We start from the raw sequence: 26,514 nt of genomic DNA, 5'->3' as shown, positions 1-26,514 counted from the left end.
CCCGCGCTCAGACGCCGAGTCCGGCGTCCCGCGCCAGCAGAGCCGCCTGCACCCTGTTCTCGCACTCCAGCTTCGCGAGGATGCGGCTCACGTACGCCTTCACCGTCGCCTCGCTCATGTGGATCCGCTGACCCGCGTCCGCGTTGGACAGACCCTCGCCCAGGAGGGCCAGGACGTCGCGTTCGCGGGCGGTCAGCTTCTCCAGCCGACGACGGGCGTCCTCCGCGCGCCGCGTGGTGCCGCCACCGCCGGACGCCAGCGAGTCCACGACGTGCCGGGTCGCACCCGGCGACAGATACGCCTCCCCGCCCGCAGCCGCCCGCACCGCCCGTATGAGCTCCGCCGGCGCCGAGTCCTTCAGCAGGAAGCCCGCGCCGCCCCCGGACAGGGCACGCAGCACGTTGTGCCGCTCCCCGAACGTCGTCAGGATCAGCACGCGCACCTGGGGAGCGGTCCGGCGCAGCTCGGCCAGGGCCGTCAGTCCGTCCATGACCGGCATCTGGATGTCCAGCAGGGCGACGTCGATCCGCTGGGACCGGGCGAGTTCGACCGCCTCGCGGCCGTTCGCCGCCTCCGCCACGACGTCGATGTCCTCGGCCGAGGAGAGGATCATCCGGATGCCCGCACGGATCAGCGGCTCGTCATCCGTCACAAGAACCCTGATCACGACTCTCCTGCACGGTCCTGGGCGGTCATCTCTGCGGGCATCCGGCCATCATCCCCGATCGCCGTGCCGAACGCCCCGAACTCCCGTTCCCTCAGCTGGTCTCGAAGGACTTCTTCTCGATCAGCTTGCCGTCCTTGAAGCAGAACCGGAAGACCGGTTCGGCGTCCCAGCTGCTCCCGATCTCCGTGGAGAGGAGGGTGAAGCACCGTGCGCCGTCGGGCACCGGCGGTGCGCCGGCGTCCGACGCGGTGTTCATGAACGAGTCGCCGTCCGGGAGTTCCGCACGGACGGACGTCTCGGACTGGCCGATATTCACGGCGTCGTACTGCGCGGGCTCGATCATCACCTTGTCCACCTCCCGTACGAGGAAGACCCCTCCGACGACCACCGCGACGACGAGCAGGACGCCGAGCAGCGCCACCACTCCGCACCCGATGGCTATGCCGTTGCTCCTCTTGGTCCTGTTCACTGCCTTGGCCAACTCCTTAGGGAGAACGTTCCAGTCGATGACCGGACCACTGTCGCCCGAGGGAACCGCCGGGTTCTGCGCCCGAAAGTCGTCGGGCGGAGCGACGAACGTCTTCCTCGCGTCACCGGGCGACGTGTACGGCAGGACACCGGCCAGCCGGAAGCCGCCGTCCGCCGTGGGGCCCGCGTGCACCATGCCGCCGACGAGCCGGGCCCGCTCCTCGAGGCCGGTCAGCCCCTGCCCCCCGCTCGCCACTCCGCCGCGCACCGGCTCCGTCACCGGCCCGTTGGCGACCTCCACGACAAGCGAGTCGGGCTCGTACCGCAGACCGATGGTGATCGAGGCCCCCGGGGCGTGCTTGTGGGCGTTGGTCAGACCCTCCTGGACCAGGCGGTACGCCGCGTGGTCGGCGGTCGGGGCGAGCGGACGCACCTCGCCCGAGCGCCGGATCTCCACGGCGGTGCCCGCGTTCCGGGAGGTCTCGGCAAGGTTCTCCACGCCCGCCACCCCGCGTGACGGAGCCCCGACGTCCTCGCCGCGCTGCGGGCTTCCCCCGGTGCGGGGGGCCTCACCCCCGTCCCGCAGGACACCCACCACGTCGCGCAGTTCGTGCATCGCGGCCACCGACGCCTCCCGCAGCACACCGACGGCCTCGCGCTGCCGGCCGGTCACCTCGCGGTCCACCTCCAGCGCACCGGTGTGCACCGCGATCAGCGCGAGCTGGTGACCGAGGCTGTCGTGCATGTCCTGCGCGATGCGCTGACGCTCCAGCATCCTGGCCTGCCCGGCGATCATCTCCCGCTCGCGCAGGAGTTGGGCGTTGTACTCGTGGAGGGTGTCGGTCAGCGTCCGGCGCTGCGACCAGTAACGGCCCGCCAGACCGGGCACGACGAACGCGACCAGCTGGAACATGCCGGCCATGGCCAGGATCGGCAGCGTCACGTGCGCCTGTTCCCATTCCCATACGGCGGTCAGGGCGAGGCAGAGGACGTAGGCGAGAGCGAAGACGCCGCACGCTCTGCCGAGGCCCTCGATCCGCCGCCCGGCCGACCAGGCGACGACGAGGACGAGCGGCGCGAAACCGGCGAACGGCGCGGAGCCGACGGCCACCGTCAACAGCACGGTCGCGGGCAGCCCCCGGCGCAGGACCGACAACAGCCCGGCCACCAGGGCGATGACGACGGTCTCCGCCGTGCCCCTGTCATCCGTGAAACCGGCGGCGACCGCCAGCAGCATGAGCGCCAGGCTCAGGAACGACTCGCCCACGATGCGCCCGGCCGGCCACATCCCGGGAGCGAGGAGAGCTCGCCCCGGCACGGCCGACCAGGACGCCAGGCGCGTCCTCACCGCCGATGCCTCGTGCGAGGGAGTTGCGAGGGCTGTCGAATCCACAGGAGTCACGCGCCCACGCTAGGCGCACCCGGCAGGGCACCGCTGTAGCCATTGGTCGCGACGCGGGGACGACGAAAGTCGTTGCCCGGGTCGGCGTCAAGCCGATGACGGAGCGCACCCGCCGGGGTCACACGTGCGGGTGTGGGAACTGTGCATCTTCGCCGATAGCGATGAATTGGCCACGCTGTGTAGGCATAGTCGCTACGCAGCGTGGAAATGGGGAAGATCATGATGACGGCTACGGAACGGCGCAAAGAGGCAGCGGGCAGAGTGCGGGCCGCGGAGGACGCGGTGGCGCGGCTGCGGGCAGGGCTCGCGGGGATCGGCGTGAAACTGCCGTCCCTGCGGATCGACCCGGTGTCGTGCGCGGGGGACGAGCCGGCGCCGCTCGTCGACCTCGGCCGGTGTTCGATCGAGATGGTGCTGCGGCTGACCGCCCAGCTCGAAGCGAAGGCCGCACATGACAGTTGAAGGACTTGAGCCGTGCAGGCCGGAACCCGGAACGTTCGCGATGGACGGACGGGACGGCAGGGTGGGCCGCGTGATGGGCCGCGTCGGTCCGAACGTGCAGCTGCGACCGCCGGGCGGCGGCGCCGAGTGGGAGTGTCCGCCGGAGGCCGTCCGTCCGGCTCCGCCGGGGCTCGTGCTGCGGGCCCGGGTGCGGGAGATCAACCGGGAGGGGCGGCTGCCGTGACGCGGTCACGGGAGGTCAGCCGCCGGTGGAGCGCGGTGAGTACGGCGTGCGCGGGCGGGAGGGCCAGGGCGCCGGTCAGCAGCAGGGCGACGGCGATCGGGACGAGCAGCCCGGCGACGTACGCGGCGTAGGTGTTGTCCGGGCCCCACTCCAGGAAGAGGGAGACCGTGCCGGAGCGCAGGGGCCGGGCGGCGAGGTGCAGCAGTGCGTACAGGCCGACGGTGAGCGCGCCCAGGGGGAGCGCGGCGGCCACGGTCCGGAACCAGGCGGAGGTGCGGCCCCACACCAGCGCCCGGGAACGGCGCATCGAGGCCCGGGGCGCGAGGCCTTCCGTCGCGGCGACCGCGGGGGCCGGCGTCCAGGTGAGCCGGAGCAGTAGCGCCGTCACCAGGCCCAGGAGGGGCGGGCCGTAGCGCAGCACCTCGAACAGGGTGGGGTACTCCCACTTCGGGACGATCACCGTGTGCTCCCTGAACAGGGTGGTCGTGAAGGTCTCCTCCACCAGGATGCCGAGCACCACCGGCGCCCACACGTACACCCCGCGCAGCACGTACACGCCCAGGACCGCGCGGAAGCGGCCGTGTCCCGCGCCGGCCGCACGGGCGGTCGCGGTCTGTAGGGCGGCGCATCCCAGGTGCAGCAGGAGGATCAGGAAGGGCAGGCAGGCGAGGAGGGTGAGCCACAGGTCGTTCACCCGGCTGCCGTCGGGTGCGTAGGAGTCCTCGTCGAGGTGGGCCCGGATCGCGCCCAGACGTATCTCGGTGAACGTCGGCCAGACGGCCAGGAACGCGACGACCGTCACCAGCAGCCCGCCCAGCGCGGCGAGCCCGGTCACGCGTGCCGTGAGTCCGAACAGGGGGAGCCCGCCTCGGCGGAGAGTGGCGGACGCCGTGCGGACGACGCCGTGTCGCGGACCGTGCGGGTGCTCCGTCGGGCCCGCCCCACCGTCGCTCGCCGTCCCGCCCGTCATGTTCGACCGCCTCAACTCTCCCTGTGCACTGCCCGGTGACCAGGACCGGCCTCCGGAGAGAGGGATGCCGGTGAGCGGCCGTCCGGTTCTACGGCCGAGGTGGAGACCCTGTGCCGACGGGGCCGTCCCGCCCGGCATCGGTGTGTGCTCACACGATCGTGGGAGGCTGAGAGGAACGGCGCGCCGCGCACGTCGCACCGCTCGACAAGCTCTATGTTCCCGACCTGGTCGTGATGCCTGCGGAACTGATCGCAGCCGCCGGCCCCGAGGTCAGCGACCCCGCTGGACGCGGCGGAGGCCCTGCTGATCGTCGAGATCACCTCCAGGGAAACGCCCGGGAGGACAGGACGAAGAAATACCGTGCGGAGCCGAACGAGGACGGGACGTACAAGCACTCCGACGCCGTCCCCTTCGGGAAGCCGCTCACGCTGCCCGACCCCTTCGACGTCACCCTGCTCACCGCCGACTTCCCGGCCCCGCACCCTTCCTGAGGGCGAGTCCGCCCCGTCGCGCGCCGGTCGGAACCAGGGGGGAGCCGGGGACGGTGTCAGAGGTGGGCCGTGTCGCGTTCCGGCAGCCCGTACCGCGCGGCGATCGGTGTCCAGAGCGCGACGAAGTCCTCTTTGGCGCCGGTGGCGAGCTCACTGCTGCGCACGCCTCGGTGGTACGCGGAGGTGCGGGGGACTGCGCCGGGCGAACAGCCCCGCGCGTCGTCGGCCCAGTCCGCGAACGCCCGGTCCGCGTCGGCCGAATGCTGCCAGCCCGCGCGGAGACTGTCCGCCGCCTGCGAACCGGAGGCGAGCTCACCCAGATCGAGCTCGGCGAGGCCGGTGATCAGGCCCTGCCTGCGTACGGCGGCGGCGTTCAGGACCTGCCCCGCGTCGTCCACGGACGCGTCCGAGGCGCAGGCCTCGACGGCGTTGACGGCGTCGATGACCCGCTGACGGTCCGAGGTGCTGCGCTCCAGGAGCTGGTCCACCGCCGTGGCCTGTTCCTCGGCGGTGGAGGCGGAGGTGGAGGCGGAAGCGGACGGTTCGGCGGGCCGGGGGTCCGCTGCCGTGGAGCCGGAGAGGGACCGCGAGGGTGAGCTGGAGGCGGCGGAGGAGGCCGCTGTCTGTCCCGCCCAGGGAGCGGACGGGCTGACGGCATAGGCCATGACCAAGGACACGACGACGACGGCCACCCCACCGCCGACCGCGAGGAGGACGTACTTCCTCGGTCTGCTGCTGTTGTTCTCGCTCATCAGCGCCCCCCAGCCACTGCAAGAGGAACAACTGTCTCACGTACGGCTGGTGGAGCCAATGGGATTGCTGCGATGTGGCTGAAGACGCTTCCGCCGGGAACGAGTGACACCCGGAATTCGGCTGCCCGCGCCATTCCGCGCCACCCCGGTGAATTCGGTGCGCGGAAAAGGAAACGCGGGTGGCTCAGGACCCGAAGGTCCTGAGCCACCCGCGTCAATGCTGGTCGAGGTCGGCTACCAGCGGTACCACCGACCGCGCTTGCCGCCGCCGGCTGCCGGACGTACGAAGAATCCGACGAGCCACACCACGAGCACGATCACCGCGATCCACCACAGTGCCTTGAGTGCGAAACCGGCACCGAAAAGGATCAGGGCGAGCAGAAGAACGAGTAGCAGGGGAACCATTGTTATCAACCTCCGTGACATCTGGTGCCCGGCAATCGATTTCCTACACACACGTGTTCGTGCGAAGAATCCTGCGTGCTTCTCGTGACCGCTCGCAGCAGGGCGGGCGGCCGGTCAGACTCCCGCCGGCTCCTTCGCCGGGGAGTCGCCCGAGGCGGCGGCGGACGGGCGGTCGGCCGGTCCCGCCGGAGCCGATGACGGGACCGGTTCCTGGGAGACGTTGAACTCCGTCAGCAGCGCCTTGCTGAAGCCGAAGAAATACGTGGCCACGAAGCCCGCGACGTAACCGACGAGCAGGCCGCCCGCGTAGATCGCGATCGTCGAACCGAGGCCGTGGTTGCCGTCCAGGAGCGGGAACAGGGCCCAGCCGGACGGACCGATGGCCGTCGAGCCGACCGAGTCGCCGAGCTGGTTGAACAGCCCCACGAAGCCGCCGCCGAACGCCCCGCCCACACAGGCCGTGATGAAGGGACGGCCCAACGGGAGCGAGACGCCGTAGATCAGGGGTTCGCCGACGCCCAGCAGGCCCGCGGGCATGGCGGACTTGATGGTCCTGCGGATCGACTCGTTCCGCGGGAGGCGGAGGTAGACCGCGGCCGCCGCACCGACCTGGCCGGCCCCGGCCATCGCGAGGATCGGGAGCAGGACCGTGAAGCCCTGCTGCTCGATCAGCGTCGTGTGGATCGGGATCAGGGCCTGGTGCAGGCCCAGCATCACCAGGGGCAGGAAGAAGCCGCCGAGCAGGAAGCCCGCGCCCGCGCCGCCCGTGGAGAGCAGCCAGTCGGCGAACGTACCGATGGCGGAGGAGACCTCACCGGCCACGTACATCAGACCGAAGATCGTGACCAGTCCGGAGATCAGAACCGTGAGCGTCGGGGTGACCAGGACGTCCAGCGCCTCCGGCACCCAACGGCGGCACCACTTCTCCACGTACACCGCGAGGACCGCCGCACCGAGGGCGCCGAGGACACCGCCCTGGCCGGGGGAGAGGGTCTGGCCGAAGGCCTCGATGTTCGCCACGCCCGGGAAGACGATGATCGCCGCGACCGCTCCGCCGAGGATCGGTGTACCGCCGAACTCCTTCGCCGTGTTGTAGCCGACGAAGACCGCGATCAGCGCCATGAAGCCGGAGGCCATCGCCGCCAGGGCGGGGGTGACCGAGGGCAGCCAGCCGAGGTTCACCAGCAGGCCGTTGAGGCCGGCGATGATGCCGCAGCCGATGAGGGCGGGGATCAGCGGGACGAAGATGTTCGCGATCCTGCGCAGGAACAGCTTGAACGGGGTGGCGTTCTTGGCCTTCTGCTGTGCCTTCAGGGAGGCGCCCTTGTCGGCCAGCTCCTCGGCCGTGTGGACGGGTGCGGGGGCCTCGGCCGCCCGGCCCTCCTCGACCAGCCGCTCGAACTCGGGGGTGACCCGGGCGACGGTGCCCGGGCCGAGGACGATCTGGTAGGTGTCGTCCTCGACCACGCCCATCACGGCGGGGACCGCCTTGAGGGCCTCGTCGTCGACGAGGGAACGGTCGTGCAGGCCCAGCCGGAGCCGGGTCATGCAGTGGGCGATCGAGTCGACGTTCGCGGCGCCACCGACGAGCGGCAGGATCGCGGCGGCAGTGGCGCGGTTCTTGTCTTCAGTAGCCATGGTGCGTGGTGCCTTGCTGTGCGGGGAGTGGTGCGTCAGGTGGTTCGAGCGGCCGCGAGGGCGGCGCGGAGGTGGCCGTGGGAGTCGGCCAGGAGCGTGGCGGCGGTGGGGCCGTCGACCCCGCCGAGGATCGTGAGGATGGCGTTCTTGACCTCGCCGTCGGTGGCGGCGAGTGCCGCCTCGATCTCCTGGTCGGAAGCACCGGTGGCGAGGGAGACGATCCGGCGGGAGCGGGCGCGCAGCTTCTCGTTGGAGGCGCGCACGTCGACCATGAGGTTTCCGTACGTCTTGCCGAGCCGGATCATCGTGATCGTCGACAGCATGTTCAGGACGAGCTTCTGCGCCGTGCCCGCCTTGAGACGGGTGGAGCCGGTGAGCAGCTCGGGCCCGACGACGATCTCCAGGCCGTGTTCGGCCGCCGCGGCGAGCGCGGATTCCGCGTTGCAGGAGAGACCGATGGTGAGCGCGCCCTGCGCGCGGGCGTGCTCGACGGCGCCGATGGCGTACGGAGTGCGGCCGGAGGCGGAGATGCCGACCACCGTGTCGTCGGCGGTGAGCCCCATCCCGTCGAGGTCCGCGGCGGCCAGCTCCTTGCTGTCCTCGGCGCCCTCCACGGACTTGACCATGGCGGACGGGCCGCCCGCGATCAGGCCGACGACCTCGGACGGGTCGGTGTTGAAGGTGGGCGGGCACTCGCTGGCGTCGAGCACACCGAGGCGGCCGGCGGTGCCGGCGCCCGCGTAGATCAGCCGGCCGCCGCGCGCCATGCGCTCGGCGGTGGCGTCGATCGCGGCGGCGATCTGTGGCAGCTTCTCGGCCACGGCGGCGGGGACGGTGGTGTCCTCGCCGTTCATGATCCGGGCTATCTCGCCCGTCGGCAGCTGGTCGATCTCGGCGAGCTCCGGCCGGAACGCCTCGGTGGTGAGGGTGGCGAGCTGGGCGCGCAGCTCCCCGTAGCCGCCGGGGGTGTCGGCGTCGGTGCTGGGGTCGGTGGTGGAGGTCATGGACAGCGGCTCTGCTTTCTCGTTCTCGTACGGTGCGCGGGTGCGGGTGCTGCCGTGGTCAGCGGCTGCGGGGGGTGTGGCGGTGGGCGAGCGCCTCGTACGAGGCGGACAGTGCGGGTGCGGCCGTCTCGTACGTCCGCTGAGCGACCCCTATGAAGAGGCAGTCGACGACGAGGAGCTGGCTCGTGCGGCTCGACATGGCGGCGGGCCGCAGCTCGCTCTCCCGGGCGGTGGACGTGGTCAGCACGTGGTCGGCGTACTGCGAGACGGGGCCGTCCGGCCGGCCGGTGATCGCGATCGTCGTCGCGCCGCGGTCGAAGGCGACCCGGAGCGGCTCTATGACGTCGCCCGTGGACCCGGAATGCGTGATCGCGATGGCCACATCGCCCGAGCGGAGCTGCACCGCGTTGGTCACCGCGAGGTGGGGGTCCATGTGGGCGTGGGCTATCAGGCCGATCCGGAGCAGCTTCTGCGCCAGGTCCTGGCCGACGAGGGAGGACGCGCCGACCCCGTAGACGTCGATGCGGCGCGCGGTCGCGGCGGCGGCCACGGCGGCGCCGAGCTGCACCGTGTCCAGGCCCGCCGCCGTGTCGGCGAGGGTCTGCTGCTCGTCGTGGGCGAGCTTCATGACGACGTCCGCGATGGGGTCGTCGACCGCGATGTCGGCCGTGACGGCGGGCGCCCGGCCGGACAGCTGGTGGGCCGCGAGCCCCGCGAGCGCGAGGCGCAGGTCCCGGTAGCCCGGGTAGCCGAGGAGGCGGGCGGTGCGGACGACGGTCGCCTCACTGGTGCCGGTGAGCTCGGCGAGACCGGTGACGGTGAGGGCGGCGCACCCGGCGGGGTCACCCGCGACCGCTTCGGCGACCCGCTGCATGGAACGGGTCATGGTCGGAGCGAGGGTCCGCACCTTGGCGGCGAGGGCGGCGGGGGCGGGTGGCGACTCCGCCATGAAACTTTCCTTCACGTCATTGGTCACCCTTGAAAGTTATTTCCAACCCCCCCTCCAGTCAATCCCTCCAGGGTCGATGGGAGGTTACGGACGGAAAAGTGGGCAATATGCCCCTTTCTGCTGTCCGTGGCTTCCCAACGACCCGGGGGAGAATGGGGGGCATGGAGTTGAACGTTGTTGAGCGGGAGCTGCATAGTGCGCGGGCGCTGGTGATGGCCGACCTCGTCGCGGGCGATGTGGCCGAGGCCGGGATCGTCTCGATGGTCGAGGACGCGGTCGCCCACCGGCGGTGGTGGGTCGAGCAGTGGCCCGAGGGCGTGTCCTTCGTCACGGGGCTCGTGGCACAGGACGTCCAGGACGCGCTCCTGGAGCAGTACGGGCGCTGGCCGCTCTGCCCGGTGTGCACGGAGGAAGGGCCGCACGCCCTGGACGTCGAGCCGGAGCTCGGCCCCGATCCCCACTGGGTCTGCACCAAGGCCACGGTGTCCGTCGCCCGGGTGGGTTCGCTCTCCGAGGTGCTCGGACGGTGACCGTCTACATCGACCCGCCGACCTGGCCGGGGCACGGCCTCATGTGGTCGCACCTGGTCAGCGACGTTTCGTTCGACGAGCTGCACGCCTTCGCCGCCGCGATCGGCTGCCCGCCCCGCGCCTTCGAGCGCGACCACTACGACGTGCCCGAGGCGCGTTACGCGGACGCGGTGCGCGCCGGGGCGCGGGAGGTCGGGTCGAAGGAGATAGTGCGCCGGCTCACCGGCGCGGGGCTGCGGCGGCCGAAGGGGCGGCCTGCCCCTCGCTAGCGGGAGCCGGGACGGCTGCGCTCGCCGCGATCCGGCGGGACGGTCTGCCGTCGCCGCCCAGCCGCAGCGAGAGCGTCACGGCCACCAGGCCCAGCACCAGCATCGCGGCACCCGCCCAGGCCGTCGCCCGGAAGCCGAAGTCGGCGTCGATCACCGCACCACCCAGCCACGGGCCGCTCGTGTTGCCCAGATTGAACGCGGCCGTCGTCGTCGCACCGGCCAGCGTCGGGGCGACGCCCGCGACGTTGAACATGCGGGCGTTCAGCGCCGGGGCCGTGTAGAACGCGGACAGCCCGAGGAGGAAGGCCAGGACGATCACCGCGGTCGGGTTCGACGCGAACAGGGCCAGCGCCACCAGGAAGACGGTCGAGGCGCTGATGCCGCTCAGCAGCACACCGAAGAGGTGCGCGTCCGCGACCCGGCCGCCGATCGTCGTACCGATCACCGCACCGGCGCCGAACAGCGCGAGCACCCAGGGCACCCAGCCCGAGCTCAGCCCCGCCACGTCCGTCAGCAGCGGAGCGAGATAGCTGAACGCGCAGAACACGCCGCCGGCCGCGAGGGCCGTGATCACGATGGACAGCCACACCTGCCGGTCCCTGTAGATCGCCATCTCCCGCTTGAGCTGCGGCTTCTCGTCCGGCAGCGGAATGCGGGGGATACGGGTGACGACACCGACCAGCGCCACGGCGGACGCCGCACCGACCGCCCAGAACGCGGAACGCCAGCCGAAGCTCTCACCGAGGAACGCGCCCAGGGGGACGCCCAGCACATTGGCGATCGACAGCCCGCCGATCATCACGGCCATCGCCTTGGCCCGTGCGTTCACCGGCACCATCGCGATCGCGACCGCCGCGCCGACCGCCCAGAAACCGGCGCACGCCAGCGCGCTCACCACCCGCGAGACGAACAGCACCTCGTACGTCGGTGCCAGCGCGCCCGCCACCTGGCCGAGGCCGAAGACCGAGATCAGCGCGATCAGCGTCGTACGGCGCGGCAGCCGCAGCGTGGCGACGGCGAGCAGCGGGGCGCCGACCACCATGCCGATGGCGAAGGCGGATATGAGGAGTCCGGCCTGCGGGATCGACACGTCCATGTCGTCGGCGATGGGCGGCAGCAGCCCGGACAGCATGAACTCACTGGTGCCGAGGGCGAAGACAGAGAGGCCGAGGATGTAGACCGCCATCGGCATGCGGGGGCGGGCGGGGGCGGGAGTGGGGGCGGGAGTGGGGGTGGAGTCGGGCATGCCAGTGGCCAACAGGGTTCGTGTTCCTGTCATTCCCCTGTCTCAGCGGGTGAGCGGGTGAGCAGGTCCAGCTCGGTGGTGAGGTTCTGTCGGGCCCTGGGCTCCCACTCCGCCGCACCGTGGGGCGTACGGAACAGCCGGGGCAGCCCCAGCAGCTGCCGCAGGACGGCCGACCGGCCCGCGCGGAACGCCTCGTCGGGGACGAAGCCGTACTCCTCCCGCACCTGAGCCGCGTACGCCGCGTACTCCTTGGGGGCCGCCGCCAGGATCGCCAGGTCCGCGTCGCACAGCACCTCGCCGTTGGTGTCGCCGTCCGCGGGGTCGTGGGTGACGGTGAGCCGGACCAGCCGGGCGACCTCGGCGGTCGCCGCGTCGGGGACCCCGGCCTCGGGCAGGGCCCGCTCGGCGAGGGCCGCACTGCGCTCCTCGTTCTCGGAGCGGTCCGGGCGGTAGACCGCGTCATGGAACCAGACGGCCAGGCGCACCAGGTCGGGGTCCGAGGCGTGACCGGCGAGGGTGTCGACGCGGTCCAGGACCTGCGTCAGGTGGGCGGTGCCGTGGTAGCGCCGTTGGGGTTCGGCCCAGCGGCCCAGGAGGTCGTCGGCGTACGGCAGCGGGTCGGGGCCCGCTGCGTCGCCCCGGGCGGCGACGAGGGCGTCCTGCCAGCGGGTGCGGAGCGCGGTGGCGTCGGTCATACCGCGACTGTAGGCGGGGGAGACCTTGTCGGGCGGTGCGGCCGGTCGTTAGCGTGCGGCCGTGACGGAAGCGGCGGAACCCACGTGTCTCATCGATCTCAACGCCGACCTGGGGGAGGGGTTCGGACGCTGGACCCTCACCGAGGACGAGGCACTGCTGACCTGTGTCACCAGCGCCAATGTCGCCTGCGGCTTCCACGCCGGTGACGCCTCCGTGATGCGGCGGGTCTGCGACACGGCGGCGGAGCGGGGTGTACGCATCGGGGCGCAGGTCTCCTACCGCGACCTGGCCGGTTTCGGGCGACGGGCCATGGACGTACCCGCGGCGGAGCTCACCGCCGAGATCGCCTATCAGATCGGCGCCCTGCGGGTCTTCGCGGAGGCGGCCGGTTCCACCGTCTCGTACGTGAAGCCGCACGGCGCCCTCTACAACCGTGTCGTCCACGACGAGGAGCAGGCCGCCGCCGTCGTGGCGGGTGTGCTGCTGGCGGGCGGGCGCCCGGCGGTGCTCGGCCTGCCCGGTTCGCGGCTGCTCGCGCACGCCGGGGCGGCGGGGCTGACCGCCGTGGAGGAGGCGTTCGCGGACCGCGCCTACACCCCGCAGGGCACGCTGGTGCCGCGGAGCGAGGCGGGCGCCGTGGTGCACGACGCCGACGAGGTCGTACGCCGCAGTGTCGGCATGGCCGTCGACGGTGCCGTGACCGGGGTGGACGGCAGCCGGATAGCGGTCGCCGCACGGTCGTTGTGCGTCCACGGGGACACCCCGGGGGCCGCGGCGCTCGCCCTGCGGGTCCGGCGGGCGCTGGAGGAAGCCGGCGTGTGCGTACGGGCCTTCGCATGAGCGGCGTCCGGGTGCTGGCGGCCGGGCCCCGTGCCCTGCTGGTGGAGCTGGAATCCGGTGAGGAGGCCGAGGCCTTCCACGCCGAGCTGCTGCGCCGCCGGGCAGCCGGGGAGCTGACCGGCGTGCGCGAGATCGTCCCCGGTGCGCGGACGGTGCTGCTGGACGGGGTGGCCGGCGGGGTGGCTGACGGCACCCTCGCGGGGCGGCTGCGGTCGTGGACCGTGCCACCGCTGAGCCGGGGCACGGGGAAGGCCGTCGAGATATCCGTCGTCTACGACGGCCCGGACCTCGCCGAGGTGGCCGGGGCGTGGGGCGTCTCCGTGGCGGAGGTGGTGCGCATCCACACGCGTACGGAATTCCGGGTGGCCTTCTGCGGTTTCGCGCCCGGCTTCGGCTATCTGACGGGCCTGCCCGCGCACTTGGGCGTGGAGCGCCGGGCCACACCCCGGACCCGGGTGCCCGCCGGGGCGCTCGCCCTCGCCGGACCGTACACCGGGGTCTATCCGCGCACTTCGCCCGGCGGCTGGCAGCTCATCGGCCGGATGCCGGAACCCGAGGCGCTCTGGGACCCGGGGCGTGAACCGGCGGCGCTGCTCGACCCGGGTGCCCGGGTGCGCTTCGTGGCGGTGGGGGTGAGCAGATGAGCCCGGGGCTGGAAGTGGTCAGGGCTGGTGCCCTGACCACCGTGCAGGACGAGGGCCGTACCGGCTGGGCGCACCTCGGCGTCCCCCGGGCAGGCGCCCTGGACGGCCCGGCGCGGAGGCTGGCCAACCGGCTCGTCGGCAATGCGCCGGACGCGGCGGTGCTGGAGACCACGCTCACGGGGTGCGCGGTCCGGGTGACCGGCACCCGGTCGGTGCTCGCCGTGGTGGGAGGGGCGGGGTGCAGGGTCACGGTGGACGGCCGGCCCGTCGCCTGGGGCGCGCCCGTCCGCGTGCCCGGTGGTGCGGTGCTGGAGGCCGGGCCGGCGGTGCGCGGGGTGCGCGGCTACCTGGCGTTCGCGGGGGGCCTGGTGCCCGAGCCGGTGCTCGGCAGCCGGTCCACCGACCTGCTCTCGGGGCTCGGCCCACCGGTCCTGAGCGAGGGCGACCTGCTCCCGCTGGGCCCCGCGGGCCCCGCACCCCCGGCCGTCGACGCCGTGCCCTGGCCGGGCGTGCCCGCCGAGCTGGTGCTGCCGCTGTATCCGGGCCCGCGCGACAGCTGGTTCACGGAGGCGGCGCTGCGCACGCTCACCACCGCCGTGTACCGGGTCTCGGAGCGCAGCAACCGCATCGGGCTGCGCACGGAGGGCCCCGCCCTGCGGCGTGCCAGGGCCGGTGAACTGCCCAGCGAGGGCATGCTGCTGGGGGCCGTCCAGGTGCCGCCGGACGGGCTCCCCGTGGTGTTCCTGAACGACCATCCCACGACCGGGGGTTACCCGGTCGTCGGCGTGGTCGCGGAAGCGGCGCTGGCGGGGGCGGCGCAGGCGGTCCCGGGTGCGAGCGTGCGCTTCGTACGGGCGTGAGGGCACCGACCGCACGTTACCGAAGCGTAACTTACCGGTGAGTTACCTCCAGTAACGACCCAGTGCTAGCTTGCGCTGACATGCATCGGAGCAGAGCGAGGAGTGAGCCGTGAGTCTGCGCAGGACCACCCGTTCGAGCTCGACCGTGAACACCCCCCACCTGGAACCCCGTCGGCAGGGACGCCGTACGGGGCGCCTGCTGGTCGCCTCCGTGGTCGCCGCCATCTGCCTGGGCGCGGTGGCCGTACCGGCCTCGGCCGCCGGCCCCGCCGGGTCGGAGCCGGTGGTCTCCCGGGGTGTCACCATCCCGGCCTTCTACAACCCGCCGACGCAACTGCCCGCAGCCGACGGATCCCTCGTCCGCACCGAGCCGCTGCCCCTCGGGCTGAGCCTCCCCGGCCTGGACGGCCGTCAGCTGCCCGGCACCGCGACACGGCTGATGTACAAGTCCACCGACGCGGGCGGCGGGCCCGTCGCCGTCACCGGCGCGTACATCGAACCGGCGGCCGCGTGGAGGGGCACCGGACCCCGCCCCCTGGTGGCGCTCGCCTCGGGGACCATGGGCCAGGGCGACCAGTGCGCCCCGTCGCTCTCGCTCCAGCGCCCGCTGACCATCGGCGAGGGCACGGTGTCCATCGGCTACGACAACCTCGCGGTCTACCGCTTCCTCGCCGCCGGTGCCGCCGTCGTCGTCACCGACTACGCCGGCCTCGGCGCGACCGACCGGCTCCACACCTACGTCAACCGCGTCGACGAGGGGCACGCCCTCCTGGACGCGGCCCGCGCGGCGCGCTCCGTCGCGGGCACCTCGCTCACCCCCGAGTCACGGGTCGGCCTCTACGGCTACAGCCAGGGCGGCGGCGCCAGTGCGGCGGCGGCCGAACTGCAGCCCTCGTACGCCCCCGACGTCAACCTGGCGGGCACCTACGCCGGGGCCCCGCCCGCCGACCTCACCGAGGTCATGAAGGGCATCGACGGCAGCGCCCTGGCCGGTGCGCTGGGCTGGTCGATCAACGGCTTCGCCCAGACCGACCCGTCCCTGAAGGCGGTCATCGACGCCCACACGAACGACGCGGGCAAGGCCGCGCTCAAGAACACCTCGACCATGTGCGTGGGTGACGCGATCCTCGGCTACGCCTTCACCGACAGCAGGAAGTGGACCGCCGACGGCTCGTCACTCGCCGACGTCATCGCGGTCGAGCCGAAGCTGCGGACGGTCCTCGCCCAGCAGCGCATCGGCAACCTGAAGCCGGCCGCCCCGGTGCGGCTGGCGACCGGGGTGCACGACGACATCGTCGGACACGAGCAGGCCAGGCAGCTCGCGGTCGACTGGTGCGGCAAGGGCGCGAACGTGACCTACGAAGCCGTCCTGCTGCCCAATCTCGGCGACAAGATCCTCACCAACCACCTCGCTCCCTACCTCACCGACCAGGGCAGTGCCATCTCCTGGATGACCGACCGTCTCTCCGGCAAGAAGGCCACGTCCAACTGCTGGTCCATGCCGGTCCAGCCCTGACGCACCCGCACCTCGTGACCTGTGAGGCCGCGGCGCGCATCCGTTCTCGGCGGATGCCGTCGCGGCCTCACCCATGTTCACGCGCGTGTCCCCCGGGGAGGAGCTGCGCCGAGGGGTAAGGGACCGTAGTCTGGTTATTGGACTAGACCTGTAGTCCGTCGCCGCTCCGAAGGAATGGATCACCATGAGCAACCATGCAGTCCTGGAGGTGATCGCTCTCGACGCGGAGGACGCGGTCGCGGCGCAGGCCGGTGGTGCGGACCGCCTCGAACTCGTCACCGACATGGCGGCCGACGGTCTCACCCCGTCGGTGGAGGTCTTCGCGGAGATCAGAGCGGCCGTGGACATCCCGTTGCGGGTCATGCTCAGGGTCGCGGACGGCTTCGCGGCCGGTGACATCGCCGTTCTCGTGGAGAAGGCGCGGGCGATGCGCGCCGCCGGTGCGGAGGAGTTCGTCCTCGGCTTCCTCGACCAGGACGGCCACGTCGACCTGGTGGCCGTCGAGCGGCTCGTCGCCGAGCTGAACGGCTGCCCGTGGACCTTCCACCGAGCCATCGACCGGGCAGCCGACCGCGACATCCTGCGCAAGCACCTCGCCGACCTGCCGGGGCTGGACACCTACCTCACCGCGGGCTCGGCACGCGGCGTCGACGCGGGCATGGAGACCCTGCTCGCCGAAGCGGCGCGCTCGGACGTGCCCGGCTACGAACCGCGGATCATGGTGGGCGGCGGCCTGCGCCTGGACCACCTGCCGCCCCTCCGCGCGGCGGGCATCGAAGCCTTCCACATCGGAGGGGCGGCACGTCCGGGCGGCTGGTCGGAGCCGGTGGACGAGGCGGCGGTACGGGAGTGGCGCGAAGCCCTGGACGGGTGAGGCGGGGCCGTCAGCCGTTCCGGCCGGCCTCCCGACGACGCCGCCGGCTCTGGGCCACGGCTCCTGCGCCGAACACCAGGGCGGCTCCCGTCAGCGAGAGGGCCGTGGCGGCGGGCAGATAGCCGGCCGAGGAGTCGTCGGTGGAGGCCACCAGGTCGGCCTCACCGGCTGCGGCGGCGTGACCGGCGTGCTCCTCGTGGACCGCTGCGGGCTCGATCCCGGCCTTCTCCTCGGCCGCCGCCAGCTCGGCCGCCGACATGCGGCTGCCGTTCATGCCGGTGACCTCGCCCCTGCCCCCGTCGAAGACGACGTCGGAGCAGGAGTAGAAGTTCTCCTGGCTGTCCGAGCGGATCCAGTGGATGAAGAGCATGTGCTTGCCGGTCTTGCCCTGCGGGAGCTGGAGGTTCCAGTAGTAGTTGCCCCCGTCCGAGCCCGCGCCACCCGCCTGCGGCGGATTGCTCACGGTCTGGGTGAGCGTCAGGTCGTCCCAGGCCAGGGGCTGGTTCGGTGACCAGCCGTCCTTGGTGATGTAGACGTCGAACTTGCCCGGATGGGCAGCCCAGTTGCTGTACTTCACCTGGGTGGTGGAGCCCGCGGTGAGGTGCGTCGTCGGCCAGTCGGTGCGGGCCGCGTTGTACGAGGAGAAGTTGTACGGGCCGTTGTGGCCCCCGCTGCAGAGCTCGCCGTCGGGGATGTACCCCTTGGTCCGTCCGCCGCCGTTGGAGTCCAGGACCCCGAACCAGTTGTACAGCGGTGTGGTGCCGGTCTGCGCGACCGCGGCGGCACAGGCCGGGTTGGACGGGGTCTGGTTCCCGCTCGCGATCATGTCCTTGTAGCAGAGGTAGCTGCGAGAGCCCGGCTCCATGGCGACACCGTGGGCGGACGCGGGGCTGGACAGGCCGGCCAGGGTGAGGGTCAGGAGGCCGGCTCCCAGGAAGCTCAGTGTGCGGGGGGCGCGTAACCGCGCCGTTCGCCGAGCGGTGTTTCGCATGGCCATGAGGTTGATCTCCTTCGGGATTCTCTGATGGGGCAGATGACCCTGGCGACCCCGCCCGCGCGCGTGGAGCGCCGAGCGCCGGAGATGGCGGTGCCGGACCGTCCCGTGTCCGGCGACCGACCTGTCGTCGTGTGGTGCGGGTGGGGGGAGAAGGGCTCGTGGGAGCGCTCCCAAAAACGTAGCGCGCGCCGGATGGTCTGTAAACGCCCCGTGCAGTGACTGCCTCAACTTCTTGCGCGGGTGACCGGGAACTGCTCACGGCCTGGCCGGCCTCGTCGCCCTGATCCACGCCGCCGAGCTGCACCGCCTTGCTTTCCCCGAGGTGCCGGTGCGGGAGGTGAAGCCGCGCATGAAGAAGATCGCGGAGGGCCGGTGGGCGGGCGACGACGTCCGCGCGGCGATCCGCACCATGCAGGCGGCGATGGTGGCGGTCACCACCGTCACGGTGATCACCGCGGTGTCGTGACCTGACCTGACCTGACCTGACCTGACCTGTCTGGTCCTGTCCGTCGTCCGCCTCGGCAGGGTCAGGTAGCCGGTGAGTCTTCGGCGGAGAGTCCTTCGGCCAGTTCCATGCAGCGCAGGCGGGCCGGGGAGAAGTCGTAGGGCATCTTGCCGGTGGCTTCGAACGCGCTCATGGAGCCGGCCTCCCGCCTGCCGGAGCCGCGGCCGGCCTCGTCCTCATCGTCGGAGACGGGGTGCAAGATGTCCCAGGCGTCGAAGAGGGCGTCGTCCTCCTCCTCCAGGCCGGACTCCTCGATGACGGCGTGCAGGGCGCTCTCGAAGGCGCGCCGTTCGGCGGCCACCCGGGCCACCCGTGGATCATCGACGGCGACGCTGTCGTCGAGTGCCTCCTCGGCCTCATCGACGCGGTCGGATGCCTCACGCAGAGTCGGATGTGTGGCCAGGGCGATGAAGCGGGTGGCCTGGACGGCCGCGCCGAGCGGGCCGAAGATCCGCTCGGTGACCAGCAGGATGTCCAGGTCCGCCTGGCGCAGGGAGCCCTCGGGCAGGCTCTTGAGGCGATCGGTGACGAAGTCGGAGAGCAGGCCCATCCGGCTGCCTTCGGTACGCATCCGCTGCACGGCGGTCCGCTGCCGCCGCGATTCCGCCTCCTGCTCGGCGAGGGTTTCCTCCAGCCGTTCCAGGAGGCCCGCGATACCGTCTCCGCCGTCCGCACCGGCGGAAGCCGTGCCGGTGGTCAAGGCGTCACGGATGTCGTCCAGGGCGATCCCGGCGTCGGCCATCTTGCGGATCCACAGCAGGCGGATCATGTCCTCGTACCCGTAGCGGCGGCGGTCATCGCCGCCGCGCTCGGGCTCGGGGAGCAGGCCGATCTCGTGGTAATGGCGGATCGCCCGTGGCGTGGTGCCGGCGAAGGCCGCCGCGTCACCGATCTTGACCTGGCGGGGTGGCATGAAGGACGAATGCATGAGCACGGACCTTTCCTCAAGATCGGGACGTGGGTCCACCGGACCACATGCCGCTACGGAAGGTGCAACCTCCCCACCTATGCCGCGCTCGGCCCTTGGCCGAGCCGCTCCGGCAGCGGGGCCGCGTGGAGGACCGTGAGGCCCGAGACCGCGCGGGTCAGGGCCACGTACAGGCGGCGCAGGCCCGTGCGTTCGTCGGGTTCGCCGTCGACCACGGCCGCCGGTTCGTCCAGGACGACGTAGTCGTACTCCAGGCCCTTGGCCAGCGAGGCCGGGACCAGGGTCAGCCGGGATTCCGCCGTCGTCTCCTCGCCGGGGGAGAGGCAGCTGTGTCCGGCCGCCGCGAGGGCGGCCGACAGGGACGGGACACGGGCGTCGGCGGCGATCAGACCGATCGAGCCCTCGTGACGCAGCGACTCCTCGCACGCCGCGACCACCGCCGCCTCCAGCTCCTCCGCAGCCACCCCACGTACCGAGAGGGAGCCGGGCGTCTCACGCACCGACTCCACCGGGGCCAGGCCCGGAGAGATCGCGGGGAGCAGACGCGAGGCGTACGCGATCACTTCGCGCGGCACTCGGAAGCCGGCCGTCAGTTCCTCCACCACGGCATCCGCCTTGCCCAGGTGGAACAGCGCCTGTTCCCAGCTCTGCGTCGACCACGGCGTCGTCCCCTGCGCCAGGTCGCCGAGCACCGTCGCCGAGCCGGTCGAGCAGCGGCGGCCCACCGCGCGGTACTGCATCGGGGACAGGTCCTGGGCCTCGTCGATGACGACGTGGCCCAGCGAGTGCGTCCGGGCGACCAGGTCGGCGGCCTCGTCGATCAGGACCGCGTCCGCCGCCGTCCACCTCGCCGACTTCACACTGCGGGCGGGCTTCGCCATGAGGATCCGCTTCTGCTCGTCGCCGGTGAGGACGCCCTGCGCGTGCGCGGCCAGGAAATCCGCGTCGGTCAGGAGGCGCAGCACCAGCTTCGACGGGTCCACCGCCGGCCAGATCGCCTTCACGGCCGCCTTCACCGCCGGAGTGCGCGCCACCGCGTTCTGCACCCGGTCGTCCGGCGCCTCGCCGGCCTCCTCCATCCGGACGAGGACGGCGTGCGCGATGCGCTGCGGAAGGGCCTCGTGGGCCGCCCCGTACCGCATGTCGCGGGCCAGCAGCTCGGCTGTCATCTCCTCGACCTCGTACGCCGGGACCCGCCAGCGGCGGGAGCCGCGCACCACGACCACCGGCTCCGTCGGGGGCGTCACGTGCGAGCGGATCGCACGCCGCAGCACCTCGGCCATCCTGGCGTCGCCCTTGATCACCGCGGCGGCGGACTCGTCCGTGCCGCGCACCTCGACGCGTGCCGCCACCAGGTCCTCGACGGTGGCCTGTTGCACCTCCAGCTCGCCCAGGGCCGGCAGCACCTGCTCGATGTAGTGCAGGAACGACCGGTTCGGGCCGACGACGAGGGTGCCGGTGCGGGCGAGGCGCTCACGGTGCGCGTACAGGAGGTAGGCGACACGGTGCAGGCCGACGGCCGTCTTCCCGGTGCCCGGACCCCCCTGGACGCAGACCGTCCCGCCGAGGTCGCTCCGGACGATCTCGTCCTGCTCCGGCTGGATCGTCGCCACGATGTCGCGCATCGGACCCACTCGGGGCCGCTCGATCTCCGCCTGGAGGAGCTTGCTGGTCTGCTCGGTCTCCGTCGGGTCGGTGAGGCGCTCGTCCTCGTACGCGGTGAGCTCGCCCCCGGTGTAGCCGAAGCGGCGGCGGCGGTCGACGTCCAGCGGCTTGTTCCTGGAGGCCTGGTAGAAGGGCTGCGAGACCGGCGCGCGCCAGTCGATGACCATGGGGTCGCCGTGGGCGTCGTGCACATGGCGGCGCCCGATGTAGAACTGCTCCCCCTCGGAGCCCTCCGCCTTCTCGGCGCCGACGACGTGCAGGTAGTCGAGGCGGCCGAAGAACAGCGGGGTGTGGGAGAGGTCCGCGAGTGCCTTGATGCGGTCGTCGATCTGGGCCTGCAGGACCGCGGCGTTGACCCAGTTCGCGGTGACATCACGGATGTCGAGTGCCTGCACGTCCTCTCGCATGGCGCGCAGCGCGGCACGGGACGCGGCCAGGTGCGCCTGCTCCCTGACCAGTGGGTTTCGTGACTCTTCGTGCGCGGGCACGGTGTTGCCTCCGGCTCTTCGACGCGTCTCGACGGCTCTTCGACGCAGGACGGCGGGCAGGGCTCACCGCCCGGCCCGCTCGGGGACGTTCACACACAGAGATCCGCACGCGGGTGGGCGCGTGCGGCTGATGTCGGCCGGTTTCCGTCCGGTCGGCGGCGCTCCCCCGGCTGCCGGCCGCTCAGAGGGGCGGGCCGGTACCACGGTGCGGGAGGCGGGCAGACCGGCGAGTGTACCGAGCGCCGCCCCTGGGAGCGAACGGATAGATCGCGGCCCCCGGCTGTCCGGGGCCGGCTGCCGGCCCGGGGGCCCGTCCTGCTGCTCCGGCTCACCGGAGGCCGACAGCCCCGCCCGGGACAGCCCCCCGGGTCACTCCCGTAGGGGACGGCATGCGACTTCCGGCCTACGGCGCCGCCGGTGAGGTCAGGCCGCGGGCCGATGCCTGGGCGCGGGTGGCCGGAGCACCATGGAATGCATGAGCACCCTTTATCGGAACCCACGCAGGACCGGGCCCGCGCACGGCGCGACCGCGGCGACCGGTCAGCCACACAGCCACCGCATGGGAGACGCGGTGCGCGCCGTCTCCGTCTTCGCACGCACCGCGTTCGGTGTGGCCGTCCTCGGGGAGTACGCGGAGGAGGCGGGCGTCGTCCGCCGCCACCGCTGAACCCCGGACCGGCTCTCAGCTCTCCGTCAGCAACTCGTCCGCGTCGACGATCCGGTAGGCGTACCCCTGCTCGGCCAGGAACCGCTGGCGGTGCGCAGCGAAGTCCTGGTCGATCGTGTCGCGGGCGACCACCGAGTAGAACCGGGCCTCGTGCCCGTCCGCCTTCGGCCGCAGCACCCGGCCGAGCCGCTGCGCCTCCTCCTGGCGCGAACCGAACGTCCCGGACACCTGGATGGCGACCGTCGCCTCCGGCAGGTCGATCGAGAAGTTCGCGACCTTCGACACGACCAGCACGCTGATCTCGCCCTGCCGGAACGCCTCGAACAGCTTCTCGCGCTGCGCGTTGCTCGTCTCGCCCTTGATCACCGGGGCGTCCAGGTGCTCACCGAGCTCGTCGAGCTGGTCGATGTACTGACCGATGACGAGGGTCTGCTCGCCCTGGTGCTTGCGTACGAGCGCCTCGGTGACCTTCCGCTTCGTCGCGGTCGTCGCGCAGAAGCGGTACTTCTCCTCGGCCTCGGCCGTCGCGTACGCCAGGCGCTCCGAGTCCGTGAGGTTCACGCGGACCTCGACGCAGTCGGCGGGCGCGATGTAGCCCTGCGCCTCGATCTCCTTCCACGGTGCGTCGAACCGCTTGGGCCCGATGAGCGAGAAGACGTCCGACTCGCGGCCGTCCTCGCGCACCAGCGTCGCGGTGAGCCCCAGGCGCCGACGGGCCTGGAGATCGGCGGTGAACTTGAAGACGGGCGCGGGCAGCAGGTGCACCTCGTCGTAGATCACCAGGCCCCAGTCACGGGAGTCGAACAGCTCCAGGTGCGGGTAGATCCCCTTACGGCGGGTCGTCAGCACCTGGTACGTGGCGATGGTGACCGGCCGGATCTCCTTGCGCGTACCGCTGTACTCGCCGATCTCCTCCTCGGTCAGCGAGGTCCGCTTCACCAGCTCGTGCTTCCACTGCCGGGCGGACACGGTGTTGGTGACCAGGATCAGCGTGGTCGCCTTGGCCTCGGCCATGGCCCCGGCGCCGACCAGCGTCTTGCCCGCCCCGCAGGGGAGGACGACGACGCCCGAGCCGCCGTGCCAGAAGCCCTCCACGGCCTGCTTCTGGTACGGGCGCAGCGCCCAGCCGTCCTGGTCGAGCTCGATGGGGTGCGCCTCGCCGTCGACGTACCCGGCGAGGTCCTCGGCGGGCCAGCCCAGCTTCAGCAGCGTCTGCTTGATCTGCCCGCGCTCGGAGGGGTGCACCGCCACGGTGTCCGGGTCGAGACGCGCCCCGACCAGCGGCTGGACCTTCTTGGAGCGGAGGATCTCCTCCAGCACCGGCCGGTCGTTGGACGTCAGCACCAGCCCGTGGACCGGGTGCTTGGACAGGGTGAGACGGCCGTACCGCGCCATCGTCTCGGCGATGTCGACGAGGAGCGCGTGCGGCACGGGGTAGCGCGAGTACTCCACGAGCGCGTCGACGACCTGCTCGGCGTCGTGCCCCGCGGCGCGGGCGTTCCACAGACCGAGCGGGGTCACGCGGTAGGTGTGGATGTGCTCGGGGGCACGTTCCAGCTCGGCGAAGGGCGCGATGACCCGACGGCAGGCCTCGGCCAGTTCGTGGTCGACTTCGAGGAGCAGCGTCTTGTCGCTCTGGACGATGAGGGGTCCGGTCACGCGCGTCGGCCCTTTCCTGCGGGGGGTGGCCGCCCGGGTGCGAACGGCCAAACGTCCAGTGTGCCGCATCGGGGCGGCGACCGGGCGGCTACGTTGAGGCCATGGACCAGACGCACCGCCCGGGACCGCCGGAAGCCAAGATGAAGGTTTCCTCATCTTGGCTTCATGCGGGCCGCCGGTCGGGAGCGGCAGGCTCCGCGTATGGCCTTCTCGCACCGTATCGCCACCCTCGCAGCCGTCGTCGCGATCCCGCTGGGCATCGCCGCGACCAGCTACGCGCTGGCAGACAGCCCCGCCCGGCCGGAGGTACCCGCCCGGGTCGACCTGGACCGCGGCTCGCCGTCGGGCAGCCCGGATCCCGGCAGCACCGCCGGTCCGGGGCCGGACGGCAGCACCGACCCGAGCCCGGGCAGCACCGACCCGACGGCGCCGCCGAGCGACGTCGTCGTCCCGCAGCCACCCGCCACCGACACGGACGACGATGACGCCGACGACACCGATGACGACGGAACCGCCGGTGCCGACGACGACGGCAACGACGACGGATGAGCCGTCCGCGGCCCGGCACCGGATATCGGCCCGGGTCCGCATCCTGCTCTGGCTGCTGGTGGTGATGACCGTGGCGCTCGCCGCGGTCGCGACCACCACGCGCTCCATCCTGCTGGGCGACCTGGACCACCGGATCAACACGCTGCTCGCCCAGGAGACCCAGGAGTTCGCGAACTTCGTCGAGCACGGCAAGGACCCCGACACCGGCGCCCCCTTCGACGGGCCCCGGCGGCTGCTGGAGGTGCATCTCCAGCGGCAGTACGCCGACACCGGTGAGGAGCTGCTCGCCGTCGTCACCGAGGGAGCCGGGCCCTCGACGCTCCGGCAGAACCGGGAGATAGCCACCGCTCTGCCCCTCCACAAGGACCGCGGCGCGCTGAGGACGATCACCGGGTCGTCGGAGAGCACGGGAACCCTGCAGCGGCCCGACGGCGACATCCGCTGGGCGAAGGTCGACGTCGGCAGTGGCGGCGGGACCGCGCAGGGGACCTTCGTGGTCGCCTTCCACGCGGACGGCGAACGGGCCGTGGTGAACGGAGTCTTCCGCGTCCTGCTCGCCATCTCGGGTGTGGCCCTGCTGATGACCACCGGCATCGCCTGGGTCGTCGCCGGGCGGATACTCGCGCCCGTCCGGCTCGTACGCACCACCGCCGCGCAGCTCACTGAACAGGACCTCACCCGCCGTATCCCCGTCCACGGGCGGGACGACATCTCGGCGCTCGCCGAGACGTTCAACGCGATGCTGGACCGGCTGGAGCGTGCCTTCGGGACCCAGCGGCAGTTCATCGACGACGCCGGGCACGAGCTGCGCACCCCGATCACCATCGTGCGCGGCCATCTGGAGCTGATGGGCGACGACCCGGCCGAGCGCGAGGAGACCGTGCGGCTGGTCACCGACGAGCTCGACCGGATGAGCCGGATCGTCGAGGACCTGCTGCTGCTCGCCAAGGCCGAACGCTCCGACTTCACCCATCCCGAACCGGTGCAGCTCGCCGAGCTGACCGCGGACGTCTACGTGAAGGTACGGGCGCTGGGGCGCCGCGACTGGAAGCTGGACGGCGGAGCCGACGGCTGGGCGGTGCTCGACCCGCAGCGGATCACCCAGGCGATGGTGCAGCTCGCGCAGAACGCCGTCCAGCACACGGCTCCCGGCGCGGAGATCCGCATCGGTTCGCGGCTGACGGAGACCGGCGAGGTGGAGCTGTACGTCGCGGACAGCGGCTCAGGAGTACGGCCGCAGGACGCCGAGGTGATCTTCCAGCGGTTCCGCCGCGGAGCCGCCCGGCGCGGCTCGCGCGGCAGCGGTGCGGGGCTGGGGCTTTCGATCGTCAAGGCCATCGCGGAAGGCCACCGGGGTCGCGTCGACCTGCGTGCCACCCCCGGCGGCGGGGCGACCTTCGTCCTGCTGCTGCCCTGCTCGCCCGTCGCCGAACCCGACGCGGAACCTGATGTGGAGGCTTTCGGACTGTGAGCAGGATTCTCGTCGTCGAGGACGAGGAGCGGATCGCCGCCTTCGTCGAGAAGGGCCTGCGGGCCAACGGCTTCACCACGACGGTCGCCGGCGACGGGCGTACGGCCGTCGACTACGCGTGCACGGGCGGCTTCGACCTGATCGTCCTGGACATCGGCCTGCCGGACCTCGACGGCTTCTCGGTGCTGCGGGAGGTACGCGAGGCCCAGGTCACGACCCCGGTGATCGTGCTGACCGCGCGGGACTCGGTGCGGGACACGGTCGCCGGCCTGGAGGGCGGCGCGGACGACTGGATGACCAAGCCGTTCCGCTTCGAGGAGCTGCTGGCGCGCGTACGGCTCCGGCTGCGCACCGCGGCCCGGGTCCCGGAGGTGACCGTACTGCGCAGCGGGGACCTCACCCTCGACCTGCGCACCCGGCGGGCCAGGGCCGACGAACGCACCGTGGACCTGACGGCACGGGAGTTCGTCCTGCTCGAACTCTTCCTGCGCCACACCGACCAGGTGCTGTCACGCGAGCAGATCCTGTCGCACGTGTGGGGCTACGACTTCGACCCCGGCTCCAACATCGTGGACGTCTATGTCCGCGCGCTGCGCAAGAAGCTCGGCGCCGAGCGGCTGGAGACCGTACGGGGCATGGGGTACCGGATGCGGTGAGCGCGGGCCCCGCGCGCATGAAC

At 72.1% G+C, this 26,514-nt stretch carries 28 protein-coding genes and 1 pseudogene; 15 read left to right on the top strand and 14 right to left on the bottom strand.

What is annotated here, in order from left to right; genetic code table 11:
- Positions 1-7: 7 nt before the first annotated feature.
- Positions 8-667 carry a response regulator gene (locus tag ABT001_RS05500; protein WP_351272738.1) on the bottom strand — a complete coding sequence of 220 codons (660 nt, stop codon included), beginning with the start codon at positions 665-667 and terminating at the stop codon, positions 8-10.
- Between the two features lie 91 nt (positions 668-758).
- The gene (locus ABT001_RS05495; RefSeq protein ID WP_351273083.1) at positions 759-2,423 is read right to left on the bottom strand and encodes a sensor histidine kinase; all 1,665 of its coding nucleotides are present in this window, start codon (positions 2,421-2,423) and stop codon (positions 759-761) included.
- 321 nt (positions 2,424-2,744) lie between these two features.
- Here ABT001_RS05495 and ABT001_RS05490 point away from each other — a divergent pair, with 321 nt between their 5' ends.
- Positions 2,745-2,999, top strand: a complete 255-nt coding sequence (locus ABT001_RS05490; RefSeq protein ID WP_351272735.1) for a hypothetical protein — start codon at positions 2,745-2,747, stop codon at positions 2,997-2,999.
- On the top strand, positions 2,989-3,222 hold the full coding sequence (locus ABT001_RS05485) for a hypothetical protein (protein WP_351272732.1): 234 nt from the start codon (positions 2,989-2,991) through the stop codon (positions 3,220-3,222). The genes ABT001_RS05490 and ABT001_RS05485 overlap by 11 nt, the downstream gene beginning before the upstream one ends.
- Here the strand turns inward: ABT001_RS05485 and ABT001_RS05480 are convergent.
- Positions 3,197-4,192 (bottom strand): hypothetical protein, encoded by a 996-nt coding sequence (locus tag ABT001_RS05480; RefSeq protein ID WP_351272729.1) that lies wholly within the window; start codon positions 4,190-4,192, stop codon positions 3,197-3,199. The two genes, ABT001_RS05485 and ABT001_RS05480, sit on opposite strands and share 26 nt — an antisense overlap.
- 188 nt (positions 4,193-4,380) lie before the next feature.
- Here ABT001_RS05480 and ABT001_RS05475 point away from each other — a divergent pair.
- Positions 4,381-4,683, top strand: a pseudogene (locus tag ABT001_RS05475) (PDDEXK family nuclease); the annotation flags it as partial.
- Positions 4,684-4,739: 56 nt separating this feature from the next.
- Here the strand turns inward: ABT001_RS05475 and ABT001_RS05470 are convergent.
- The 5 genes from ABT001_RS05470 to ABT001_RS05450 all read right to left on the bottom strand — a co-directional run bounded on the left by ABT001_RS05470 (position 4,740) and on the right by ABT001_RS05450 (position 9,458).
- Complete coding sequence (locus tag ABT001_RS05470; RefSeq protein ID WP_351272726.1) at positions 4,740-5,435, bottom strand: hypothetical protein; 696 nt, start codon at positions 5,433-5,435, stop codon at positions 4,740-4,742.
- A gap of 234 nt (positions 5,436-5,669) precedes the next feature.
- Positions 5,670-5,840: a DUF5670 family protein gene (locus ABT001_RS05465; RefSeq protein ID WP_147964004.1), complete on the bottom strand. Its 171-nt coding sequence runs from the start codon at positions 5,838-5,840 to the stop codon at positions 5,670-5,672.
- Between the two features lie 114 nt (positions 5,841-5,954).
- Positions 5,955-7,478, bottom strand: a complete 1,524-nt coding sequence (locus tag ABT001_RS05460) for a PTS transporter subunit EIIC (RefSeq protein WP_351272722.1) — start codon at positions 7,476-7,478, stop codon at positions 5,955-5,957.
- 35 nt (positions 7,479-7,513) lie between these two features.
- Positions 7,514-8,482, bottom strand: coding sequence for an N-acetylmuramic acid 6-phosphate etherase (gene murQ, locus ABT001_RS05455; RefSeq protein WP_351272720.1), 969 nt, complete (start codon positions 8,480-8,482; stop codon positions 7,514-7,516).
- A gap of 58 nt (positions 8,483-8,540) precedes the next feature.
- The gene (locus ABT001_RS05450) at positions 8,541-9,458 is read right to left on the bottom strand and encodes a MurR/RpiR family transcriptional regulator (protein ID WP_351272717.1); all 918 of its coding nucleotides are present in this window, start codon (positions 9,456-9,458) and stop codon (positions 8,541-8,543) included.
- A 134-nt stretch (positions 9,459-9,592) separates the two neighbouring features.
- On the opposite strand from ABT001_RS05450, the gene ABT001_RS05445 reads away from it, so the two are divergent.
- Together ABT001_RS05445 and ABT001_RS05440 are read left to right on the top strand one after the other, a co-directional pair.
- Complete coding sequence (locus tag ABT001_RS05445) at positions 9,593-9,961, top strand: DUF8819 family protein (RefSeq protein WP_351272714.1); 369 nt, start codon at positions 9,593-9,595, stop codon at positions 9,959-9,961.
- Positions 9,958-10,230, top strand: a complete 273-nt coding sequence (locus tag ABT001_RS05440) for a DUF4031 domain-containing protein (protein WP_351272711.1) — start codon at positions 9,958-9,960, stop codon at positions 10,228-10,230. Before ABT001_RS05445 ends, ABT001_RS05440 begins: the two co-directional genes overlap by 4 nt.
- Here the strand turns inward: ABT001_RS05440 and ABT001_RS05435 are convergent.
- Complete coding sequence (locus ABT001_RS05435; protein ID WP_351273080.1) at positions 10,181-11,422, bottom strand: Cmx/CmrA family chloramphenicol efflux MFS transporter; 1,242 nt, start codon at positions 11,420-11,422, stop codon at positions 10,181-10,183. The genes ABT001_RS05440 and ABT001_RS05435 overlap by 50 nt on opposite strands.
- An 83-nt stretch (positions 11,423-11,505) precedes the next feature.
- Positions 11,506-12,171 (bottom strand): HD domain-containing protein, encoded by a 666-nt coding sequence (locus tag ABT001_RS05430; protein ID WP_351272709.1) that lies wholly within the window; start codon positions 12,169-12,171, stop codon positions 11,506-11,508.
- 91 nt (positions 12,172-12,262) lie between these two features.
- Here ABT001_RS05430 and ABT001_RS05425 point away from each other — a divergent pair, with 91 nt between their 5' ends.
- The 5 genes from ABT001_RS05425 to ABT001_RS05405 all read left to right on the top strand — a co-directional run bounded on the left by ABT001_RS05425 (position 12,263) and on the right by ABT001_RS05405 (position 16,906).
- Entirely contained in the window at positions 12,263-13,012 is a 750-nt protein-coding gene (locus ABT001_RS05425; RefSeq protein WP_351273078.1) for a LamB/YcsF family protein, read from the top strand.
- Positions 13,009-13,656, top strand: a complete 648-nt coding sequence (locus ABT001_RS05420; protein ID WP_351273076.1) for a 5-oxoprolinase subunit B family protein — start codon at positions 13,009-13,011, stop codon at positions 13,654-13,656. The genes ABT001_RS05425 and ABT001_RS05420 overlap by 4 nt, the downstream gene beginning before the upstream one ends.
- The gene (locus ABT001_RS05415; protein ID WP_351272706.1) at positions 13,653-14,516 is read left to right on the top strand and encodes a 5-oxoprolinase subunit C family protein; all 864 of its coding nucleotides are present in this window, start codon (positions 13,653-13,655) and stop codon (positions 14,514-14,516) included. The genes ABT001_RS05420 and ABT001_RS05415 overlap by 4 nt, the downstream gene beginning before the upstream one ends.
- Positions 14,517-14,625: 109 nt before the next feature.
- Positions 14,626-16,032 (top strand): lipase family protein, encoded by a 1,407-nt coding sequence (locus ABT001_RS05410; RefSeq protein WP_351272703.1) that lies wholly within the window; start codon positions 14,626-14,628, stop codon positions 16,030-16,032.
- A gap of 184 nt (positions 16,033-16,216) precedes the next feature.
- Positions 16,217-16,906, top strand: coding sequence for a copper homeostasis protein CutC (locus tag ABT001_RS05405; RefSeq protein WP_351272700.1), 690 nt, complete (start codon positions 16,217-16,219; stop codon positions 16,904-16,906).
- A gap of 10 nt (positions 16,907-16,916) precedes the next feature.
- On the opposite strand, the gene ABT001_RS05400 is transcribed toward ABT001_RS05405, so the two are convergent.
- Complete coding sequence (locus ABT001_RS05400; RefSeq protein WP_502967425.1) at positions 16,917-17,903, bottom strand: lytic polysaccharide monooxygenase auxiliary activity family 9 protein; 987 nt, start codon at positions 17,901-17,903, stop codon at positions 16,917-16,919.
- A 262-nt stretch (positions 17,904-18,165) separates the two neighbouring features.
- Between ABT001_RS05400 and ABT001_RS05395 the strand changes: the two genes are divergently transcribed.
- Positions 18,166-18,369 (top strand): GPP34 family phosphoprotein, encoded by a 204-nt coding sequence (locus tag ABT001_RS05395; RefSeq protein ID WP_351273070.1) that lies wholly within the window; start codon positions 18,166-18,168, stop codon positions 18,367-18,369.
- Positions 18,370-18,430: 61 nt separating this feature from the next.
- On the opposite strand, the gene ABT001_RS05390 is transcribed toward ABT001_RS05395, so the two are convergent.
- Positions 18,431-19,336: a MerR family transcriptional regulator gene (locus ABT001_RS05390; protein WP_351273067.1), complete on the bottom strand. Its 906-nt coding sequence runs from the start codon at positions 19,334-19,336 to the stop codon at positions 18,431-18,433.
- 77 nt (positions 19,337-19,413) lie between these two features.
- A complete protein-coding gene (locus ABT001_RS05385; protein ID WP_351272698.1) occupies positions 19,414-21,489 on the bottom strand; it encodes a HelD family protein in 2,076 nt (691 codons plus the stop codon).
- Positions 21,490-21,964: 475 nt separating this feature from the next.
- Here ABT001_RS05385 and ABT001_RS05380 point away from each other — a divergent pair, with 475 nt between their 5' ends.
- Positions 21,965-22,156, top strand: a complete 192-nt coding sequence (locus ABT001_RS05380; RefSeq protein ID WP_351272695.1) for a hypothetical protein — start codon at positions 21,965-21,967, stop codon at positions 22,154-22,156.
- Between the two features lie 15 nt (positions 22,157-22,171).
- Here the strand turns inward: ABT001_RS05380 and ABT001_RS05375 are convergent, their stop codons facing one another.
- Positions 22,172-23,815: a DNA repair helicase XPB gene (locus ABT001_RS05375; RefSeq protein WP_351272693.1), complete on the bottom strand. Its 1,644-nt coding sequence runs from the start codon at positions 23,813-23,815 to the stop codon at positions 22,172-22,174.
- 201 nt (positions 23,816-24,016) lie between these two features.
- Here ABT001_RS05375 and ABT001_RS05370 point away from each other — a divergent pair, with 201 nt between their 5' ends.
- From ABT001_RS05370 to ABT001_RS05360, 3 genes are read left to right on the top strand one after another with little or no spacing between them, the layout of a single operon-like run.
- Complete coding sequence (locus ABT001_RS05370) at positions 24,017-24,364, top strand: small hydrophilic protein (RefSeq protein ID WP_351272691.1); 348 nt, start codon at positions 24,017-24,019, stop codon at positions 24,362-24,364.
- Positions 24,315-25,835 (top strand): sensor histidine kinase, encoded by a 1,521-nt coding sequence (locus tag ABT001_RS05365; protein WP_502967424.1) that lies wholly within the window; start codon positions 24,315-24,317, stop codon positions 25,833-25,835. Before ABT001_RS05370 ends, ABT001_RS05365 begins: the two co-directional genes overlap by 50 nt.
- Positions 25,832-26,491, top strand: a complete 660-nt coding sequence (locus tag ABT001_RS05360; protein ID WP_351272689.1) for a response regulator transcription factor — start codon at positions 25,832-25,834, stop codon at positions 26,489-26,491. The genes ABT001_RS05365 and ABT001_RS05360 overlap by 4 nt, the downstream gene beginning before the upstream one ends.
- Positions 26,492-26,514 lie beyond the last annotated feature (23 nt).

It is taken from the genome of Streptomyces sp. NPDC002793 (assembly GCF_040295485.1).
Classification (GTDB): domain Bacteria; phylum Actinomycetota; class Actinomycetes; order Streptomycetales; family Streptomycetaceae; genus Streptomyces.
The sequence above is the reverse complement of the archived record's forward strand: the minus strand, read 5'-3'. Positions and strand labels throughout refer to the sequence as shown.